The following is a 20,269-nucleotide window of genomic DNA, read 5'->3' on the forward strand; positions in this document are numbered from 1 at the left end:
ACCATTCTGTGGCAAGGCCACCCTTGGGATCAAGGTCTGTTGGCGTCCTTCTCCCCTTTACATAGTGGCGCCTTCTTCGGGAACCAAGATCTCCCGTTTGCCTGCATGGTTGGCCGGTCCGATGACGCCTTCCTGTTCCATTTGCTCGATCAGGGTGGCGGCCCTGTTATAGCCGATTGACAGGCGGCGCTGGATGTAGCTGGTCGAGGCCTTGCGGTCGCGAATGACAATGTCGACTGCCTTGTCATAGAGGGTTTCGGCATCGCTGCCCCCGTCGGATCCGCCGCTGCTGCCGCCAGAGTCCGACTGGTCGGTTTCTGTGTCTTCGGTGACCGCTTCGAGATAATCCGGTGTGCCCTGCATCTTGAGGTGCCGGACAATATCCTCAACCTCTTCGTCGGACACGAACGGACCATGGACACGCTGGATGCGTCCCCCGCCGGCCATATAGAGCATGTCGCCCATGCCGAGCAGCTGTTCGGCCCCCATTTCACCAAGGATCGTGCGGCTGTCGATCTTGGAGGTGACCTGGAAGGAAATGCGGGTCGGGAAGTTGGCCTTGATGGTGCCGGTGATGACATCGACAGAGGGACGCTGGGTGGCCATGATCAGGTGAATACCAGCGGCACGGGCCATCTGGGCCAGACGCTGGATGGCGCCTTCGATATCCTTGCCCGCGACCATCATCAGGTCGGCCATCTCGTCGACGACGATGACGATATATGGCATCGGCTCTAGGTTGAGCGCTTCCTGCTCATAGATCGGATCGCCGGTTTCCGGGTCGAACCCGGTCTGAATGGTGCGGGTGACTTCCTGTCCCTTGGAAAGGGAATCACGGACGCGCTTGTTGAAGCCGTCAATGTTGCGCACGCCCATCTTGGACATGTTCTTGTAGCGCTGTTCCATCTCGCGGACGGCCCATTTCAGCGCCACCACTGCCTTTGCCGGATCGGTGACGACCGGGGTCAAAAGGTGCGGAATGCCATCATAGATCGACAGTTCGAGCATTTTCGGGTCGATCATGATCAGGCGACATTCTTCCGGCCGATGCTTGAACAGCAGCGACATGATCGTGGTGTTGATCGAGACCGATTTACCTGAACCGGTGGTACCCGCCACCAGCACATGGGGCATGCGGGCGAGATCAACGACCACCGGGTCGCCTGCAATATTCTTGCCCAGACAGATTGGCAATTTGGCTTTCGAGCGTTCGAAATCCTTGGCGGCCAGCATTTCGCGCAAAAAGACGGTTTCGCGGCGGGCATTGGGCAGCTCGATGCCGATGGCGTTGCGGCCCGGAATGACGGCAACGCGGGCGGAAATGGCGCTCATCGAGCGGGCAATGTCGTCGGCAAGGCCAATCACGCGGGAGGATTTGATGCCCGGTGCGGGTTCCAGTTCATAGAGGGTGACAACAGGGCCCGGGCGCACCTTGATGATTTCGCCGCGAATGCCAAAGTCGGATAGGACGCCTTCGAGCAGGCGGGCATTATGCTCCAGCTGATCGGCGGTCAGTCCCGCATTGGGGCCGAGGCTTTCCGGTTCGGCAAGGAAGTCGAGGGTTGGATGCTGATAATCATCCTTGCGCGTGAAGAGATTGCCCTGCACCGCCTTGACCATGCGCTTGCCGCTGCCAGTCTTGCCTTTGGCGGCAACCGGCTTGGCTTCGACGCCTTCATTGGTGGCGGCGCGGTGAGTGGCCTGCCCCTGATCACGGTCCAGCTCAGGTGTGGCGATGCCATGCGGTGCGCTGTGCGCTGCATTGTCGGGGTCATAAAGCTCTTCATCGTCCCATGGGGGTGGGGTGTCTCCCTGCTGCATGGGACGGCCATGGGTGGGGGCAAAGTCTGTTGGGCCGCCATAGCCAAGATCTGCAGAGATTGGGCCCTGCATCGGGTGACCGGTCTGATAGGCTGGGGCAGGTGCCGCGTCAAGACGGGGTTCAAGGCGGTTGGCCAGATCCCCAAGGCCATCATCTTCTTCGCCAAACAGACGGGCAAAGAGCGAAGGCTTGGCGGTTTTGGTTGCCTTGGCCTGATGGGCGTCCATTGTGCCTTTGGCGCGGCGTTTGTTGGCTTTGCGGGACAAATACCAGTGACCGATAGCGCCCAGCGGCACGGACAGGATCGATGGGCGTCTGGCGCCTGCACTCTTGGTGCGATCGAGGTCTCCTGCGTGGGGGGCATCGACATCCTCGATGTCGTCACCATCGTCCTCGGTCCAGTCGTCCTCTTCGTCATAGCTGTCCGCATCATAGACTTCAGCGTCGTCTGGTGCCGCTGTGACCGGACGCTGGGTGCGGCGGAACATCAGTGCCTTGAGTGACAGATTGGAAGCATTGAGCAACAGGGCAATGCCTAGAAGGGCTGCAACCAGTCCAATGGCGACGGCCGTTGGCCCCTGCATCAGACCGGTATTGATCTTGCCCAGAATGGTCAGGAAACTGTCGCCGATCATGCCGCCAAGGCTCAAGGGCAAGGGCCAGCCGGAGGGGGCAGGGATGGCGGAAAAGGCGATGGACAACATGCCCAGCCCGCCAAACCATGCCATGACCTTGTTGCGTGACAAACCCATCGGCTGCAAGCGAACCAGACGGACGAACCACAGTGCTGGCGGGATCAACAAAAAGGCCGTTGCCAAGCCGAAGGCCTGAATGAGCAGGTCGGACAGGATCGCGCCACCTAGCCCCATCACATTGCGCGGGCTGTGTTCGGTGGCGTTGGAGAGCGAAGGGTCGCCGACATGCCAGGTGACGAGGCTGGCTGCGATGGCGACGAGCAGAATAAGGCCAAGCAAGCCCGTTGCCGCATAGGTGTTGCGGCGCAGGGCGTGGCGCAGGGCTCCGTCTTTTGCTCTTCGTTTCATGGCTCTGCCCTCACGAGGTGCGGCTCCATACTCATCGAATGTGGTCATGCTCGCTCTTGTTCCAGTTCAGCCGGCTGCTTTTTTACCGGTATGTTTCGCGGTCCCAGTCGCGTGTTGGTCTTTCCAGTCTTTTGGTCTTTTTGCCTTTGGCGTCTGTGCCCTGCCTCTCACCCAAGGAGGCAGTGCCTGAGACGGTGCATGGCGTCTTCGGTCTGATCGAGATCGGCTACGATGGCGATGCGCAGGAAACCGTCGCCGGGATTGACCCCGGATGCATCGCTGCGGGCCAGAAAGGAACCCGGTACCACGCGCAGGCCTACCTCGCGCCAAAGCTTCTCCGTGATGCTGGCATCGTCGCCAAAGGCGGAGACATCAAGCCACAGGAAGAAACCGGCAGGCGGAATCTCATAGGTCAGATCATTGCCGAGAATGCGGCGCACCGCATCGAATTTGGCATTGTACAGACGGCGGTTTTCCTCGACATGGGCCTCATCGCGGAAGGCGGCGGCAGCAGCAGCCTGCAAAGGCATAGGCACCTGCGGGGCGGCCATGTTGCGATATTTGGTCCATTGGGTCAGGAAGGCACCGTCGCCTGCGGCAAAACCGCAGCGCAAGCCAGCAAGGTTGGAGCGCTTGGACAGGGAATTGAAGGTGACAATGTTGGAATAGTCGCCTTCCGCTGCCTCCAGCACGCCCGCAGGCGGGGTGTCGCGATAGATCTCGGAATAGCATTCATCGGCCAGCACAAGGAAATTATGCTTGCGGCTAAGGGCGATCAACTTCTGCCAGACTTCCTTGCCTGCAACACTGCCCTGCGGGTTGGCGGGCGAGGCGTAGAAGAAGGCAATCGTCCGGTCGAGCAGCTCGGTATCGAGGGCGAGAGCATCGAGATCGGGCAGATAATTGGAGTCCGGTGAACCATTGAGGAAGACCGGCTCGGCATCAATGGCGCGGGCTGCCGCAATATAGGTATGGAAGAAGGGATTGGGCAGCAGGATGGCCGGTTTATCAAGCGTCTTGCCGAAGTGATCTCGCGCCCAGTCGCGGGCGCCGACAATGGCGTGGAACAGGCCTTCGCGGCTGCCGTTGAGTGGCAGCACATTCTTTTCGCTGAAGCCGGCTTCATCCAGTCCGTAGCGAGCTTTCAGCCAATCGCAGACACTGGCGCGGAAATCGTCGGTGCCTTGAATGGCCGGGTAACGGCGGAAGGCATCGACATGGTCAGCAATCACCTCAGGGATAAAGGCCGGAAAGGCGTGCTGCGGCTCGCCGATGGTCAGATTGATCGGAGCATGGGTTGCTTCGTTGGACGGCGTGATGCCGTCCAGAATGTCAGCCAGTCTCTGGAAGGGGGAACGTTGGTCTTGCATGCGCTCAAAGGGCCTTTCCAAGCGTCTGATTGGGATCGATCCGTCTGTTATTGCGGGCAATGCGTTGTCCGGGCAGTCCGGGTGGTTCGGGCAGGTGTTGATTGACCTGCGGGCGAGTCGCGCCCCACAGTTAACGTCCAGTTTAGCGGTCTGTTGGTTAAGACAGTTTTAACTTTTGCCGCAGGCAGTCGCTCCCGTCGCAGTGCCCTGTGCCATTGGTGCAGAACTGGCTGGTGATCGGGGAAATCGATCCGGATTCAGAAGGGTCAGGATTGTGCTCTTTTGCCGGTGAACAGTCCTGAAGGATGGGTGATAAGACGGGCCGGTATCCCGTCGGGATGAGACGGCAAGGATGCTGGAAAGGCGGAATAGCTGCAAGCCAAAGCCGCCTGACTTATCGTCCGATGGTCATGACTTTAGGGAATGGGGTGAAGGCACAAGAAAGGCCGGGGCATCACGGATGCCCCGGCCTGTTGATGGTCGATTGGACTTCGTGTCGATCAGATGTCGCGGGCGAGGTCGGAGAGAAGCCCTGCGGCGACCGCGAATTTCGAGACTGTCAAGGTGTCGCTGTCCATGATGGCATTGACCGCCTTGACCGTCCGCTTGATGGCGTGACCTTCTTCCTCGATCCATTGTTCCATGCCGGACTTGTTGTCGCCACCATAGCTCAGGATGCCCGCCGTCATCAGATTGTGGGCGTTCGAGAGGCTGTCGCGCACCCGGTCAAGGGCAAGGCCTTCATAATAGTCAGAGACATCGAGGCTCTGGGCGAGGGCATCGATGCGACCGATCTTGAAGTGTCCGGCAACGGCGAAATAGGCTTCTGCCGCGGTATCCAGTGACTTGTCCGCCTTGTCGGCCACCAGAATGATGTCCGGGATATGGGAGACAAGCGACAGATGGGCGATGCGGCTGGCCAGCTGCTTGGGGACGCCATTTTCGACATAGCGCTCGGTTTCCGAAGCCAGACGATCCGAGAGATATGGCGGCAGATATTTGTCGATTTTCGGCGACAAGTCATCGATGCCATTGCGATAATGCTCTACCGCATCCGCGATGGAGGTTGAGGTCGGGATGCTGCGCATGAACCACAAAATCTCCGCCAAGAGCAGTTTCTGCACTTCGTGATAGAGCTCAAGCTGCATGGCCCCGGAGACCTTGCTGTCCAGAGCATCGATGGCATCATGCAACTCTCTGAGACCGAAGGAATCGCGCACGACCACATAGGCACGGGCAATCTCGACGACGGAGGTGCCGGTCTTGTCAGCAATGCGCGGGATGAGGGTCGCCCCGCCACGGTTGATCATCGAGTTGGTGATCAGAGTGGTGATTATTTCCCGGCGCAGGCGGTGATCGGCAATCTCGTCCGCAAAATCACCCTGCATTTTTTCAGGGAAATAGAAGCGCAGCTCCCGTTCGAGATAGTCCTCGTCCGGCAGGTTGCTTTCCAGCAAATCCTCATAAAGGGTGTTTTTGGCATAGGCCAGCAGAACGGAGATTTCTGCCCGTGTCAGAGGCTGGCCTTTCTTGCGCATTTCGTTGAGGATCTCGTTGTCGGGCAGGAATTCGACATCGCGATCCAGATCCCCCGCTTCTTCCATCCGTTCCATCAAACGGCGTTGATAGCCGAAATCTTCCATGCCGCGTTGCTCGGTGAGCGAGACGGACAGGGTCTGCAGATAGTTGTTGCGCAGGCACAGACCGGCGACTGTGTTGGTCATTTCGGACAGCAGTTTGTTGCGGGCCGTAACATCCATCTTGCCTTTACGCACGGCGGCGCCAAGGGCAATCTTGATGTTGACTTCCATATCCGAGCTGTTGACGCCTGCGGAATTGTCGATGGCATCGGTGTTGCAGCGTCCGCCCAACCGGTTGAATTCGATACGGGCACGCTGGGTTACACCCAGATTGGCGCCTTCGCCGATGGCTTTGACGCGCAGCTCTTTCGGTGTGACGCGGATGGCGTCGTTGGCACGGTCATCCGCATCTGCATCGCTTTCGCTCGAAGCGCGGATATAGGTGCCGATGCCGCCGAACCACAAAAGATCCGCTTCGGCCATCAGAATGGCCTTCATCAGTTCCTGCGGGGTGACCTTCTTTTTGCTCAGGCCAAGCGCCTGCTGTGCTTCACTGGACAGGGTAATGGATTTCTCTGAACGTGAGAAAACGCCACCGCCCTTGGAAATCAGCGAGGTGTCATAGTCCTTCCAGGATGACCGGCCGAGATCGAAGATGCGTTTGCGCTCCTTCCAACTGGTCTCCGGATCCGGATTGGGATCGATGAAGATGTCGCGATGGTCAAAGGCAGCAATCAGTCTGGTCGCCTTGGACAGCAACATGCCATTGCCGAAGACGTCGCCGGACATGTCGCCGACGCCGACCACGGTGAATGGCTCGGTCTGAATGTCGCGATCCATTTCCCGGAAGTGGCGTTTGACTGCTTCCCAGGCGCCACGCGCGGTGATGCCCATTTTCTTGTGGTCATAGCCAGCGGAGCCGCCGGATGCGAAGGCGTCACCGAGCCAGAAGGAATGGTCTTCTGAAATGCCGTTGGCAATGTCGGAGAAGGTGGCCGTGCCCTTGTCGGCGGCGACAACCAGATAGGGATCGTCCTCATCGTGACGGGTGACATTTTCTGGTGGCAGAATGGTCTGACCCTCCAGATTGTCGGTCACATCGAGCAGCGAGGAGATGAACAGCCGATAGGAGGCGATGCCCTCGGCCATGAAGGCCTCGCGGTCGCTGGAGGGTGGCAGATGCTTGGGCACGAAGCCGCCCTTCGAGCCGACGGGCACGATCACCGCATTCTTGACCTGCTGGGCCTTGACCAGACCGAGCACCTCGGTGCGGAAATCCTGTGGTCGATCCGACCATCTCAGGCCACCGCGGGCAACCTTGCCGAAGCGCAGATGCAGGCCTTCGACGCGGGGGCTATAGACGAAGATTTCGCGGAATGGCTTGGGCTCCGGCATGTCTTCCATGGCCCGCGGATTGAGCTTGATCGACAGGGTCGGTTTGTAGCCACCTTCCTCGGTGCGCTGGTAGAAGTTGGTGCGCAGGCTGGCTTGAATGACACCGAGGAACTTGCGCAGGATGCGGTCGTCATCAAGGTTGGAGACCTGTTCAAGTGCCGTCAGGATGCCACTGGACAGGCGTTTGCATTCCTCCTCGCGCGCCTTGTGCTTGGGATCAAAGCGGGCGTGGAAAAGATCGACCAGCAGCGCGCCGAGATCGGGATATTTGTCCAGCGTATCCCACATATAGTCCTGATCATACGGAATGCGGACCTGGCGCAGATAACGCGAAATCGTGCGCAGGATGGTGATGTCGCGCCAATGCAGGTTCGCTGCCATGGCCAGACGGTTGTAGCCATCATTCTCGGCCTGACCATCCCAAATGGCGAGGAAACAGGCTTCGAGCTTGTCGCCGACTTCCTTGATGTTGATCGACTTGCAGCTGGCCCGTTCCAGATCCATGTCATGCATCCAGAAGGTGCGGTTGGACCCCATCGGCGAGATGGCATAGGAGCGTTCGTCAATCACCCGGAAGCCCATATTTTCAAGGATCGGCACCCGTTCGGACAATGGAATTGGATTGTCCTGATGGAAGATTTTCAGGGTGATGCGGTGATCTGCTTCTTTTTCATCACGATAGAATTGAATGGCGGTATCCACCGAACCATTCATTCGCTCCATGATGGAGATGTCGTTGAGCGCAATATCCGGCGAGAAGGTGTCACGATAGGCCTCGGAGAAAGCCTCGCAATAGCGATGCACCATTTGTGACGCTTTCTTGATGCTCATCGCATCGCGCAAGGCCAAATCGAGGCGATCAGCCCATGTGGTGACGATTTTGTTGACTTCGTTTTCCAGCTCGAGACGCGACGGGGTCGGTGTCTTGCCATGGCGGCGGCCGATGATGAAATGGACGCGGGTCAGCGGGCTGTCGGGGAAATCGAGATAGGTGGCCGAGATATGGCCGTCATAGACCTTGCACAGATAGTCGCCGATTTTCAGCCGGACCGATGTGTTGAAGCGGTCGCGCGGGACATAGACGAGGCTGGAGACAAAGCGGTCGAACTTGTCGACGCGAGAGAGAACCCGAACGCGCGGACGGCGGCTGAGGCGGAGAATCTCCTCAGAGTTGTTGAGCAGGGTCTGTTCATCAACCTGGAACAGTTCGTCGCGGGGATAGCCTTCCAGAACGTTGAGCAGAGCCTTGCCCGAATGGCCGGACGGATCCACCGAGGCCTTGTCGATGGTGCGGGCGACCTTGCGGCGCAGGAACGGGATGTTTGTGGCGGACCGGTTGTAGGCGGTGGAAGTGAAGAGGCCGACAATGCGCAACTCACCGGTCAGTTGCCCCTGATCGCCATAGATCTTGACGCCGATATAATCCATGTAGGTGCGGCGGTGAACCTTGGTCTTGACGTTGGCCTTGGTAATGATCAGCGGTTCCGGCCGCATCAGGAATTCGCGGATTTCCGGGGTCATGGTCACCAGTTCGGAGCCACGACGCAGCACCCGCACATCCGGATTGCGCAGAATGCCAAGGCCGGGACGTTGGGTCCGTTTCAGCTCTCCCTCGCTCGGGGAGCCTTCAAAGGCATATTCGCGCATACCCAAAAGGGTGAAATTGTTGTCGACCAGCCAGCGGAGGAATTCAACGGTCTCTTCGATTTCGTCTTGTGGCAGAGGCGGTGGCGTGATCTTGAAAATGGCGATGGTTTCTTCCAGACGCAGCAGCATCGACTTCCAGTCGGTCACGCAGGCAGACACGTCCTCAAGAACAATGTTGAGTTCCTTCTTCAACTCGTTTTTCTGCGTCTTGCCGGAGATGCGGGACACGTGGACGTGGATCAGGCTTTCACGCTGGGGTTTGACGCCGTTCTTTGCCTCGCGGCGATCACGCAAGCCGACAAGCTTTTTCTCGTCATCGCGTTCGGTATCAAAGATCGGGTGCAGCACCAGATGAATGTCGAAACCGAGCTGTTGCAACTCGCCCATGATCGAATCAACCAGAAATGGCTTGTTCACATTGTGAAGTTGGATGATGGAGACCTGGTTCAGCATCTCGCCATTCTCGCCCTCGTAGACGGGGTCGAAAATGTCGATGGTGTGACCGCCATCAAAAGGGGGGGTGAAACGTTCGAAGGCCTGTTGTGCAAAATGGGCGATTTCCTCGGCGCGATAACGGGAGAGATCCTCCTTGTCGCTTGCTTTGAGGAGCCGCTCGAGAAAGTCGGCTTCCAGATCGCCTTGTTTTGCTGCGATGGCCTTGGCGTTTGCCAGACGTTCGGCGTGTTCGCGTACCAGTTCGGGTGCCATTTTGTTTCCTCCGGGGACCCGGTTTGCCGGCACCCCTTTTCTTTTTGACCGTTATGAGACGAATATTAGCGGTCTTTCACGATAACCATAAACCTATCAGGGTAAATGTTGGTCAAACACTGACGTAAAAATTTCTTGAGCGAGAAATTGCAATTGTTCACCGAAAAGACTTGTGGATGACATCTGTTCTTTCCGTCCCGGCTAGGGACGGGAAATTATCCCCCTGTTTGGACGAATGTCGGAATGTTCCTGCTCTTGAAGCCTGTGACCCAAGGCTTCAGTATGACGTGGGGAGCGCGGGCCGAACAAACAAGATCCGTTCAGGATCATGCCCGACATTTCCATGGGAGGAAAGATGACTGAATTGAAAGAGGGCCGGGAGCCGGTCAAACAGGCGGGAAAGGCTGTCACGGCGCTTGATTTGCCGCCAATGGATCCGATGCCGGACGATATCGGTAACTATTTTGCCATTTGCGCAGAAAAGCTCGGCATGGTGCCCAATGTGCTTCAGGCCTACAGCTTTGATGAAGCGAAATTTCGCGCCTTTTCGCAGCTTTACAACAATCTGATGCTGGATGAGAGCGGACTGAGCAAGCTGGAGCGGGAAATGATCGCGGTGGTGGTTTCCTCGATCAACCGCTGTTTCTACTGCCTTGTGGCCCATGGGCAAGCGGTGCGGCAGCTGTCTGGCGATCCGCTGTTGGGAGAACTGATGGTGATGAATTATCGCGCTGCAGACCTGTCAAACCGCCATCGGGTGATGCTTGATTATGCCGCGAAGTTGACCGAGACGCCAGAAAAGGTGACCGGCGAGGACCGCGCCACGCTCACCGCGGTCGGTTTCTCGGACCGTGATATCTGGGACATCGCCAATGTCACCGGTTTCTTCAACATGTCGAACCGGGTGGCAATTGCCAGCGACATGACCCCCAATGATGGCTATCACGGTCAGGATCGCTAAGGTTTATTGCAATTTTCTGTCCGGTCTGCCGGTTGGCAGGCCGGGCCGCGGTCTAACGGCAATAATCGAGCGCGATCTTCATTGCCCATGACGACCCTTTGAGCGAGAAGGTCTCGAATTGCCGAGCGAAGCGGACATTGAGACGGTTGGCGCTTTGCAGCAGGCTGATCAATAGAGCATCGCGCGAAAGCATGTCAGTGATCAGCGCGCCTTCATATTCGCCCATTTCCAGAGTCAAAGGGGGATGGCCATCAAAGGAGAAGGTGACCGGCTTGGGGTCGGCCCAATCCAGTGCCAGCCTGTCGATCCGACGACCTGCCATGGAGATATATCGGTCTCCACCTTTACCGCAGACATAGCTTAGAGCCAGTTTGCCGTTGCGACTCTCGGTGTTGGCCGCATAGCCGTCATAATAGGGCGGCTCGTCAATCGATAATTTGTAAATACTCCAGTGACCTCTTTGCCCGCGCTGGATGGGTTCGGCCGGTTGGTCCTGCGTTTCATTGCAGTTGCGTTCGACGCAGGCGTGATATTTCGGGCTGGTGGCGCCGGGCGAATTGGCAAGGCAAGACCAGATGCAGCGTTGCAGTGCCATCGGGTCATCCCCGGATTGGGTGGACGCGGTGCTAGTGAGGGCGAGCAGGGCTGTTGTGGCAGTCAATAGGGTGGGCAATATAGATGTCATCTGAACCGGATCTCTTCAGGCAATGGGTCCCAATGGCAAGGCTGGCCTTGTTCGCATGGGCAATGAGCAATAGGGACATTAGAGCGCGTATCTGCCGATCTGTCACGAAGAAACTGGATTTTGATCTTGCGCCCATGCCAGATGCCCGGCACGCAGTCGGCGGGCCAGTTTGGTAAAGGCCTGCGCTGTGGGCGAGCGATTGTCTCGCAGAATCGCGCAGGCAATGTTGACCTGAATATTCGGATGGTGCAGACGCTTGTAGACGATATCCTCAAGGGCGAGTTGGCGCATGCAATCGGGCACCAGTGAGAAGCCGAGATCTGCGGCAACCATGCTCATGATCGAGGCAATCTGTGGGGCGGCCTGACCGATGATCGGCTCGAACCCGGCTTTCTGACAGGCAAGAATCGCCGAATCATGCAGGATCAGGCCGACAATCGGTGGCGTCAGAATGAGGGGCGTATCCTTGAGCAGCAGCAAATCGATTGCCTCTGCGTCGGGGGCCGGATCACGGCTGCGGGACATGGCGGCAATCAGCGCTTCGCTGTCGAGTTGATGGGTGGTGATACTGGGCGGATCCTGATCGCTGGGGCGCAGGATCGCCACATCAAGGTCGCCCTTTTCCAAATCCTCGCGCAATTGGGTTGAGTGGCTTTCCTTGACGCGGAACATCACATCGGGAAAGTCGCGCCGGAAGGTGCGGATCAGGCGTGAGACAATCGGGTTGAGGGCTGATGCGCCGGTGATGCCGAGATTGAGAGTGCCTGTCTCACCACGGGCGGCGCGGCGGGCGGCTTCGAGCGCCTGCTCTGCCTGAGAGGGAAGGTTATGGACCTGTTCAAGGAAGGCTTTGCCTGCGGCGGTCATCTCGGCCCCATGGGGCATGCGATAGAAAAGCGCACTGCCGACCTCGCGCTCAAGATCCTTGATCTGTTGGCTCAACGGGGGTTGGGCAATGCCAACACGTGCTGCGGCGCGGGTGAAATTCTTCTCCTCGGCCACCGCCAGAAAATAGCGAATATGGCGCAGTTCCATCAATTGGCTCCCTTGGGCTGATGGCGGATGTTGCCCTTTCTCCGTTTGAAATCGGGATATCCATATAAAATAAATATCAAGAAAGGCAGTATCATATATTAGATAAATTGGAACTCATCCGATATAGGTGGAAATCCACACATACAGGATAAGTGTAATGCCCAATGCCGCCGCAGCAACGCTCCCTGCTGCCAAGTCTTTTGTTTCATCTCCTGAGCCTCAGCCGTTCATCCGGCAGGGAACGCGCTCTTTCACAAAAGTGGCTTGCGCTCTATTTCTGGCCGGGTTCAACACCTTTGCCCTGCTTTATTGCGTTCAACCCCTGCTGCCGATGTTTGCCGAACATTTTCATGTTACTCCGGCCACCAGCTCGCTGGCTTTGTCGCTCTGTCTGGCCTGTCTGGCGCTGTCGATCATGGTGCTTGGGGCCGTGTCGCAGCAATTGGGCCGCAAGGGGGTGATGCTGACGTCGATGTTGCTGGCGTCGGCCCTTAATATGGCTGCGGCCATCGCGCCGGGCTGGCATGGCTTACTGATTGCTCGGGCCTTTGAAGGGCTGGCGCTTGGTGGTTTGCCTGCCGTGGCAATGGCCTATCTGGCAGAAGAAATCCACCCGGATGATTTGCCCAAGGCGATGGGAATCTATGTCGGCGGTACGGCGTTTGGCGCGATGCTGGGCCGGGTCGGCCTTGGGTTGATGACCGAATTTGTCAGCTGGCAGGAGGCTCTGCAGGTGATGGGGGTTTTGACCACTCTTGCCGCGCTCGGTTTTGCCTTTTTGCTGCCGCCTTCAACGCATTTCGAAAAAAGAAATGATGCGAGCCTGACTTTCCATCTGTCCGCATGGCGCGCCCATTTGCGCAATCCGTCCTTGATGCGGCTTTATCTGATTGGCTTTTGCCTGACCGGGGTCTTTTCGACCGTCTATAATTATCTCAGCTTCCGGCTGTTTGAAGCGCCCTATCATATGGGGCCCTTTGCGGTCAGTTTGATCTTTCTGCTCTATTTGATCGGTACGCTGTCGTCGTCGGTCTCCGGCACCCTGATTGCCCGCTTCGGGCAACGCAAGCTTCTTATGGCAGCCTTCAGTCTGACCCTTATGGGGCTTGGCGTGACCTTGTTCCAACCGTTGGTGCTGATTTGTGTTGGCGTCGGGCTGATCACCACGGGGTTCTTTGTTGGTCATTCGGTGGTCAGTGGCGCGGTGGGCTTGGCGGCTGAAGGCAACAAAGGGCACGCCTCTTCGCTCTATCTGCTGTTCTATTATGTCGGGGCAAGTTTCATTGGCTATCTGGGTGGCTGGTTCTGGCATTTGTCAGGCTGGAGCGGCCTGGCGGGCCTCACGGCCTGTCTGGCGCTGATGGCGCTGACGGTATCCAGTCGGGTCGGACGGCCTTCCTGAGGGCATCGCGACAACAGAGTTTCTTTTCTCCATGGCAGGAGACGACACAAAGGCCGGACGGTTCGCCGCCCGGCTTTTACCGTTCCTGCTTTTGCCATCCTTCTGCCTTGATGCCCTGCCACCTGATTGTGTGCGTGGTTCCCTTTTCTCGAAACAGGCATAGAATGCGAAAATTACGTCTCTTGTTGGCGGCACCTCTTGTCGGCATGTTGATTTGGTTTTTCTATCCAAGCGAGCCGAAAGGCAGTGTCTTCAAAACCTTCACCAGCCCGGACGGCCGCTACGTCGTCACCGTCTATCGCTATGTGATGTCATTTGCCTTGCCGGGCGGTGGCGGCAGTGATGCGCCGGGGCGGATTGAGCTGACCTGTTCGGACGGGCGTTTGTTGCACAAGGCTCCGGTGCCGATGGTTATCATGGCAGTCGATGAACCCGAGTGGTTCAAGGATGAAGTCAGGTTGCCCGGTATTCTAGACTATTGGCCTTTGAGCGATCCCTGTTCGCCCTGAGGACAGGATTTGACGCATGAAAAAGGCCGGATCATGCGACCCGGCCTTTTCTCTTTTCTAGCTTTAAAAGTCTTTGCTTATGCCAGAGCTTTCAGCTCTTCAATGACGGCTGCGCCCATTTCTTTGGTGGTGACGACCGTGTCGCCTTCTTTGGCGATGTCACCGGTGCGCAGGCCTTTTTCCAGAACCTTGGCAACGGCTGCGTCGAGCATTTCGGCTTCTTTTATCATTTCGAAGCTGTAACGCAGGGCCATCGAGAAGGAAGCGATCATGGCGATCGGGTTGGCAATGCCTTTGCCGGCAATGTCCGGCGCGGAGCCATGCACTGGCTCATACATCGCCTTGCGTTTGCCGGTTTCGGCATCAGGCGCCCCAAGAGAGGCGGATGGCAACATGCCAAGCGAGCCGGTCAGCATGGCGGCCACATCGGACAGGATGTCGCCAAACAGGTTGTCGCAGACGATGACGTCATATTGTTTTGGATAGCGAACCAACTGCATGGCGCAGTTATCGGCCAGCACATGCTCAAGCGGGGTGTCTGGATATTCTTCCGCACCGATTTTTGAGACGACCTGTTTCCAAAGCACGCCAGAGCGCATCACATTGTGCTTCTCGGCAGAGGCCACACGGTTAGAGCGGGTTTTGGCCAGATCGAAAGCAACGCGGGTGATGCGCTCGATTTCGCTTGTGGTATAGAGCTGGGTGTCAACCGCGCGCTGCTGGCCATCTTCCAACGTGACGATTTCTTTTGGCTCACCAAAATAGACGCCGCCGGTCAGCTCACGCACGATGAGGATGTCGAGGCCTTCGACCAGATCCTTTTTCAGTGAAGAGGCATCGGCCAGTGCCGGGAAGCAGATGGCTGGGCGCAGGTTGGCAAACAGGCCCATATCCTTGCGCAGGCGCAGAAGACCGGCTTCTGGACGTGCAAAATAAGGCACGTCAGCCCATTTGGGGCCACCAACGGCGCCAAAGATCACAGCGTCGGCTGCCATGGCTTTGGCCATGTCTTCTTCGGAGATGGCAACGCCGTGGGCGTCATAGGCAGAACCACCAACAAGGCCTTCGTCGCACTCAAAGGACACATCAAGATTGGCATTCATCCAGTCGATGATTGCCTTCACTTCGTTCATGATTTCAGGGCCGATGCCGTCGCCCGGCAGAAGAAACAGCTGATGTGCCATAGGTCTTGTCCCTTGTTGGGTAATGGGTGGAGCGATCGCAAGCAGCTTTGCGCAAGGATCGAAAAGGAAAAGTTCGTTGATCAGTCGATTAATACCCAAAAGCGCTGAATGCAAGGGCAAAGGGGCAAGAAACCAAAGCTGCGACCCTTTGGAGGCGCTTGGGGTATGAAAAAGCCGGGCGGTTGGCCCGGCTATCATGGTGTTCTTCAGGCTCTCGGTGTTTCCCGGTGGGAAACACCTGTCGCTGATGGGCTGGGGCTCTCGGTGTTTTCCTGTCGGAAATCACCTGACGCTGATGGTCCTGTGGGTGGGGTACCATTGCTATGCGTTTCGCGGAGCGAAACGCTGGGTCAAGCTCTCGGTGTTTTCCTATAGGAAATCACCTGCCGCTGATGGGGCGGAGAATGCTGCAACTATGCAGAGAATTTGGCACAGCCAAATTCTCTAGACCCAAGGGCGCTCTGCTTCCATGCCTTTTTCGAACTTGTCGACATTGCCGATTTTTTCCATCGACAGGCCGATATCGTCGAGGCCTTCGATCAGGCATTTCTTTTTGAATGGATCCACCTCAAAAGCGATCTCACCACCGTCCGGGCCCTTGATGACCTGATTTTCCAGATCGATAGTCAGAGTGGCGTTGGCACCGCGCGAGGCGTCGTCCAGCAGCTTGGCATGGTCTTCTTCATTGACGATGATCGGCAGGATGCCGTTCTTGAAGGTGTTGTTGTAGAAGATGTCGGCAAAGCTGGTGGAGATCACGCATTTGATTCCGAAATCAAGCAGGGCCCAAGGGGCATGCTCACGGGACGAACCACAGCCAAAATTGTCACCAGCCACAAGGATCTGGGCGTTGCGATAGGCGTCCTGATTGAGGACGAAGTCGGTATTCTCGGAGCCGTCCTCATTGTAACGCATTTCGCTGAACAGATTGACGCCGAGGCCGGAGCGCTTGATGGTCTTGAGGAACTGTTTCGGAATGATCATGTCGGTGTCGATATTGATCAGGGGCATCGGTGCGGCAACCGCGGTCAAAGTGGTGAATTTTTCCATCTTTCAATCGATCCTTTAAAACGGTCCGGGTTTGGTCCTTGGACGTCCGTCGTCTGTTTTCAGTATGGGTCAGAGGGGGGCGATGTCGAGGCCGGTGGTCTCGTCGATTCCCATCATGATGTTCATATTCTGCACGGCAGCCCCTGATGCGCCCTTGCCCAGATTGTCATAAACGGCGAGCAGGACTGCCTGTCCGATCTCGTCATTGCCATGAACATGGAGATGTAGGGAGTTGGTGCCGTTGAGATGTTCCGGCGTGATGGCGTCCAGCTTGCCCGCGGCTTCGAGCGGGGCGACCTTGACGAAGATCTCGTCCGCATAGCGATCTGCGAGGCAGGCATGCAGGTCGGCCAATTTCGGCTGACTGTCGAGCGCCCAGAGATTGAGCGGGATGGCACCGATCATGCCTTGTGCATAGGTGCCGACCGCTGGCTGAAAGACCGGAGGATGCTCAAGACCGGAATAGGCTTGCATTTCCGGCACATGTTTGTGCGCCAGCGTCAGGCCATAGGGCCAGTAAGGCACCTTGATCGGGTTTTCGTCGCTTTCATAGTCGGCAATCATGCCCTTGCCACCGCCCGAATAGCCCGAAATGGCATTGAGCGTGGCGGGGAAATTGGCCGGGATCAGACCAGCCTCGACCAGAGGCCGGATGATGGCGAGATAGCCTTGCGGGTAGCAACCGGGATTGGAAACCCGTTTGGCCTCGGCGATGGCGGCGCGCTGGCCTTTGCTCAGTTCGGCAAAGCCATAGGTCCAGCCTTCGGCGGTCCGGTGGGCTGAGGAGGCATCGATGACGCGGGTGTCTTTGTTCTCGATCAGGCTGACGGCCTCGATCGCTGCCGCATCGGGCAGGCAGAGAATGGCAATGTCGGCCTCATTCAGCATCTGGGCGCGGGCCTCTGCATCCTTGCGCAGATTGTCCGGCAGGCGCAAAAACTTGATGTCGTTGCGACCTTCAAGGCGGGTCCGGATTTGCAGTCCCGTTGTGCCAACTTCGCCATCGATAAAGAGTTTTGCGACCATTTGTTCCTTGTCCGACTTGGTTCTGAATTGTCTTGTCATATGAAGGGATAGCCCCGGTGATGAAAAGGGGACAGCCCATCGATTGCCCCTCCATACATCAAAGGGGCTGGCTTGTCATCGTGTGAAATGACTGATTAGCCACAGCACAAGAATAATTGCAAATATTGCGCCAGCGCTGCGTCCGATGCGGGTGCCCCACAACTCGATTGGATCGTTGGGGTCGACGTCGCTGCCACCCAGATGCCCCTTGGCACGGCCTGCTGCGCGGGCCAGTGTCGAGGTGCCGATGGCCTCTGAATCCATGTCGACGCGCTTCAAGGTGCGTTCGGCTTCCATCCGCCGCGCCTCGTCCTGGCTCTCACGTGATTGTTTCGTCTTTTTTGTCATGTTTGCTGTTTAACCTGTTTTTTCTGCAGCAATCAAGCGATAGGCGACAAAAGGAGCGGGGCAAAAAGGAAACTTTGCCTGCTTTGTTTCTACAATTACCTGTTCTTCTGGCGGCCCGTTTTTGGGCAAGCCCATTGCCTGATACCATAAACAAACTGGCGATCCCGAGTCCTATTCTTTGCCGACACGCGGCGAGTTTCGAATAAAAACGACGTCGAAACTGGTTTCGATTGTGTTGTTAATCAAAAGTATTAGGCAGCTCTGATGTAGCCGAAGGTGACAGCTTGGTGCGTTGTATTTTAGTTTTGACCAAAACCATCTAATATTAGGAAAGACCTTCTGGTTGACTTCAGTCGAATATTTGCAACTTTACGGCGGCCGGAATGAAATTCCGTCAGTGGTAATTTTAATGAGATTTTTGATCACTTTTAATCGATTTTGTTGATTTTTATAGAATTATTTTTTTAGGGCGAAGTTTGTAATAGTCGCGGCGTTAAGCAGTAAAAAATCAAGATTAGTTACAATAGAAGCAGGATGTAGAGCGTTTCAGAGAAATATTTCTGAAAAAGGGAACAATTGCGCTTGCTTCAAACGGTCGTTCCGTCGATGTGAGGACTTAGATCTGGCGACTTGAATGAAGCAGGCGTGCAAAAGTCGGAAAAGACACAATGCGCTTCACTATTGCAAAGAGACTGTATCTCCTGGTCGCGGTTTTCCTGATTGGAATCTCCGGGATGGTTTTCACGCTCAATCAGAATGCAGCGACGAACCTGTCGGATCAGAAAGCAGCGGAATTGAAAAGTCTGGTTGATGTGGCTGTCCATATCGCCCAGTCCAAATATGACGCCTTCAAGGCGGGTGAGATAAGCGAGCTGGAGGCCAAGGAAGCCACCAAGTCCGCCGTCAAGGCCATGCGCTATCGGGGGCAGGAATATTTCTGGATCAACGATATGGACAATGTCGTTGTGATGCATTCGGTCAAACCCGCGCTCGATGGCAAGGATCTGACCGACCTGAAAGATGCCAATGGTGTTCGGATTTTCCCGGCCTTTGTCAAAACAGTCAAGGCAAATGGCGCTGGCTTTGTCGGCTATCTTTGGCCCAAACCGGGGCAGGAAGAGCCTGTCGACAAGCTCTCCTACGTCAAGGGCTTTGCGCCCTGGGGCTGGGTTATCGGCACGGGCGTCTATACGGATGATCTGCAGGCCATCCTGTGGAACAATACGCGGACGGCTCTTTTGATCGGTGCAATCATCATGCTGATTGGTCTGGCGGTCGCCTGGTACACGCTGCGCTCGATCCTCAAGCCCATGGGGTCGTTGAAGCGCGCAATGTTGCGTCTGGCCAATAATGAACCAATCAATGAAGTTCCCGCCGAAGATCGTCAGGATGAGCTTGGGGAAATGGCGCAGGCTGTGAAGACCTTCCGTGACATGAATGCTGAACGCAAACAGCTGGCGGAGCAGCAGCAGCTTGATCAAACCGGTCAGGCGGAACGGCAGGCTCAGATCGACAGTCTGATTGAGAATTTTCGCACCGAGTCCCGTCGCGAGCTGCAGGTGGTCACCCAGCAGATGGATCGTCTGCGCAGCACGGCCAGCAGTCTGACCCAGCTGTCGCAATCGACCGCAGAACGGTCGGATCAGGCGCTGAGCGCGGCGTCTCTGGCATCTTCCAATGTTCAGACCGTGGCGGCTGCCAGTGAGGAATTCGTGGCCTCGATTGGTGAAATCGGCCGTCAGGTCGAGCAGGCAACCAGCGCCGTCAATGATGCCATGGTGACCACGGGCGCTGCCAATGAACGTGTCGGCAGTCTGGATGCCGCCGCACAACAGATCGGCGATGTGGTCAGCCTGATCCGGGACATCGCTGAACAGACCAACCTGCTGGCATTGAACGCCACGATTGAAGCGGCACGGGCCGGTGAAATGGGCAAGGGCTTTGCTGTCGTTGCCGCCGAAGTGAAGGAACTGGCCAACCAGACCTCCAAGGCGACCGAGCAGATCAGCCAGCAGATCTCGACCATTCAGAACGAGACCCATGAAGCGGTTCAGTCGATCGAAATCATCGGCACCACCATCGAGAAGGTGAATGTCTTTACCGCTTCCATTTCGGAAGCCGTGGAGCAGCAGAATCTGGCGACCAACGAAATCGCGGCGTCAATTCAGGAGGCCTCGCAAGGCACCTCCGCCGTTAGCCAAGACATTGAGGTCGTGTCCGGTGCCGCGACCCAGACACGCAGTGCGGTCGATGAAGTCAACTCTGTTTCTGCGGACGTCAATGAATGTGCCGAAGGGCTGACCAGGACCGTCGACCGGTTCCTTGATAAGGTGGCCAGCGCATAAGCTGCCGACAGGTCATGCAATTGCAGAAGGGCGGGCTCGAACCCCGCCCTTTTTGTTGCTTGATTGGGCGGGGATTGTCCGGCCATTGCATCTGACATGATTTTCACCCCCTCTAGGCCT

At 56.9% G+C, this 20,269-nt stretch carries 13 protein-coding genes; 4 read left to right on the top strand and 9 right to left on the bottom strand.

What is annotated here, in order from left to right; translation table 11 throughout:
* Window positions 1-57: 57 nt before the first annotated feature.
* From DSD30_RS04380 to DSD30_RS04390, 3 genes are all read right to left on the bottom strand, one after another.
* Window positions 58-2,865, bottom strand: a complete 2,808-nt coding sequence (locus DSD30_RS04380) for a DNA translocase FtsK (RefSeq protein ID WP_114008323.1) — start codon at window positions 2,863-2,865, stop codon at window positions 58-60.
* 167 nt (window positions 2,866-3,032) lie between these two features.
* Window positions 3,033-4,235, bottom strand: coding sequence for an aminotransferase class I/II-fold pyridoxal phosphate-dependent enzyme (locus DSD30_RS04385; RefSeq protein ID WP_114008324.1), 1,203 nt, complete (start codon window positions 4,233-4,235; stop codon window positions 3,033-3,035).
* A 500-nt stretch (window positions 4,236-4,735) separates the two neighbouring features.
* Entirely contained in the window at window positions 4,736-9,565 is a 4,830-nt protein-coding gene (locus DSD30_RS04390; RefSeq protein ID WP_114008325.1) for an NAD-glutamate dehydrogenase, read from the bottom strand.
* A gap of 355 nt (window positions 9,566-9,920) precedes the next feature.
* Here DSD30_RS04390 and DSD30_RS04395 point away from each other — a divergent pair, with 355 nt between their 5' ends.
* The gene (locus DSD30_RS04395) at window positions 9,921-10,526 is read left to right on the top strand and encodes a peroxidase-related enzyme (protein ID WP_245418350.1); all 606 of its coding nucleotides are present in this window, start codon (window positions 9,921-9,923) and stop codon (window positions 10,524-10,526) included.
* 52 nt (window positions 10,527-10,578) lie between these two features.
* Here DSD30_RS04395 and DSD30_RS04400 read toward each other — a convergent pair whose 3' ends face one another.
* Complete coding sequence (locus tag DSD30_RS04400; RefSeq protein ID WP_157967559.1) at window positions 10,579-11,211, bottom strand: hypothetical protein; 633 nt, start codon at window positions 11,209-11,211, stop codon at window positions 10,579-10,581.
* 102 nt (window positions 11,212-11,313) lie between these two features.
* The gene (locus tag DSD30_RS04405) at window positions 11,314-12,246 is read right to left on the bottom strand and encodes a LysR family transcriptional regulator (RefSeq protein WP_114008327.1); all 933 of its coding nucleotides are present in this window, start codon (window positions 12,244-12,246) and stop codon (window positions 11,314-11,316) included.
* A gap of 157 nt (window positions 12,247-12,403) precedes the next feature.
* Between DSD30_RS04405 and DSD30_RS04410 the strand changes: the two genes are divergently transcribed.
* Window positions 12,404-13,648, top strand: a complete 1,245-nt coding sequence (locus tag DSD30_RS04410) for an MFS transporter (RefSeq protein ID WP_114008328.1) — start codon at window positions 12,404-12,406, stop codon at window positions 13,646-13,648.
* Between the two features lie 164 nt (window positions 13,649-13,812).
* Window positions 13,813-14,157 (top strand): hypothetical protein, encoded by a 345-nt coding sequence (locus DSD30_RS04415; protein WP_114008329.1) that lies wholly within the window; start codon window positions 13,813-13,815, stop codon window positions 14,155-14,157.
* Window positions 14,158-14,234: 77 nt separating this feature from the next.
* Here the strand turns inward: DSD30_RS04415 and leuB are convergent, their stop codons facing one another.
* The 4 genes from leuB to DSD30_RS04440 all read right to left on the bottom strand — a co-directional run bounded on the left by leuB (window position 14,235) and on the right by DSD30_RS04440 (window position 17,804).
* Window positions 14,235-15,341, bottom strand: coding sequence for a 3-isopropylmalate dehydrogenase (gene leuB / locus DSD30_RS04420; RefSeq protein WP_114008643.1), 1,107 nt, complete (start codon window positions 15,339-15,341; stop codon window positions 14,235-14,237).
* A 444-nt stretch (window positions 15,342-15,785) separates the two neighbouring features.
* Window positions 15,786-16,391, bottom strand: coding sequence for a 3-isopropylmalate dehydratase small subunit (gene leuD / locus DSD30_RS04430; protein ID WP_114008331.1), 606 nt, complete (start codon window positions 16,389-16,391; stop codon window positions 15,786-15,788).
* Window positions 16,392-16,460: 69 nt separating this feature from the next.
* Entirely contained in the window at window positions 16,461-17,417 is a 957-nt protein-coding gene (gene argC, locus DSD30_RS04435) for an N-acetyl-gamma-glutamyl-phosphate reductase (protein WP_114008332.1), read from the bottom strand.
* 114 nt (window positions 17,418-17,531) lie between these two features.
* Entirely contained in the window at window positions 17,532-17,804 is a 273-nt protein-coding gene (locus DSD30_RS04440) for a hypothetical protein (RefSeq protein ID WP_114008333.1), read from the bottom strand.
* Window positions 17,805-18,538: 734 nt separating this feature from the next.
* Between DSD30_RS04440 and DSD30_RS04445 the strand changes: the two genes are divergently transcribed.
* On the top strand, window positions 18,539-20,149 hold the full coding sequence (locus DSD30_RS04445) for a methyl-accepting chemotaxis protein (protein WP_198662813.1): 1,611 nt from the start codon (window positions 18,539-18,541) through the stop codon (window positions 20,147-20,149).
* The last annotated feature ends 120 nt before the right edge of the window (window positions 20,150-20,269 follow it).

Origin of the sequence: Cohaesibacter intestini, assembly GCF_003324485.1 — a bacterium.
Lineage (GTDB): Bacteria > Pseudomonadota > Alphaproteobacteria > Rhizobiales > Cohaesibacteraceae > Cohaesibacter > Cohaesibacter intestini.

Excerpts from the sequence above, each read along its gene's own strand:
- leuD (WP_114008331.1), bottom strand. The coding sequence starts at position 16,391 with ATGGAAAAATTCACCACTTTGACCGCGGTTGCCGCACCGATGCCCCTG.
- DSD30_RS04415 (WP_114008329.1), top strand. The coding sequence starts at position 13,813 with ATGCGAAAATTACGTCTCTTGTTGGCGGCACCTCTTGTCGGCATGTTG.
- DSD30_RS04395 (WP_245418350.1), top strand. The coding sequence starts at position 9,921 with ATGACTGAATTGAAAGAGGGCCGGGAGCCGGTCAAACAGGCGGGAAAG.
- DSD30_RS04405 (WP_114008327.1), bottom strand. The coding sequence starts at position 12,246 with ATGGAACTGCGCCATATTCGCTATTTTCTGGCGGTGGCCGAGGAGAAG.
- DSD30_RS04410 (WP_114008328.1), top strand. The coding sequence starts at position 12,404 with ATGCCCAATGCCGCCGCAGCAACGCTCCCTGCTGCCAAGTCTTTTGTT.
- DSD30_RS04390 (WP_114008325.1), bottom strand. The coding sequence starts at position 9,565 with ATGGCACCCGAACTGGTACGCGAACACGCCGAACGTCTGGCAAACGCC.
- DSD30_RS04385 (WP_114008324.1), bottom strand. The coding sequence starts at position 4,235 with ATGCAAGACCAACGTTCCCCCTTCCAGAGACTGGCTGACATTCTGGAC.
- DSD30_RS04440 (WP_114008333.1), bottom strand. The coding sequence starts at position 17,804 with ATGACAAAAAAGACGAAACAATCACGTGAGAGCCAGGACGAGGCGCGG.
- DSD30_RS04380 (WP_114008323.1), bottom strand. The coding sequence starts at position 2,865 with ATGAAACGAAGAGCAAAAGACGGAGCCCTGCGCCACGCCCTGCGCCGC.
- argC (WP_114008332.1), bottom strand. The coding sequence starts at position 17,417 with ATGGTCGCAAAACTCTTTATCGATGGCGAAGTTGGCACAACGGGACTG.
- DSD30_RS04400 (WP_157967559.1), bottom strand. The coding sequence starts at position 11,211 with ATGACATCTATATTGCCCACCCTATTGACTGCCACAACAGCCCTGCTC.
- DSD30_RS04445 (WP_198662813.1), top strand. The coding sequence starts at position 18,539 with ATGGTTTTCACGCTCAATCAGAATGCAGCGACGAACCTGTCGGATCAG.
- leuB (WP_114008643.1), bottom strand. The coding sequence starts at position 15,341 with ATGGCACATCAGCTGTTTCTTCTGCCGGGCGACGGCATCGGCCCTGAA.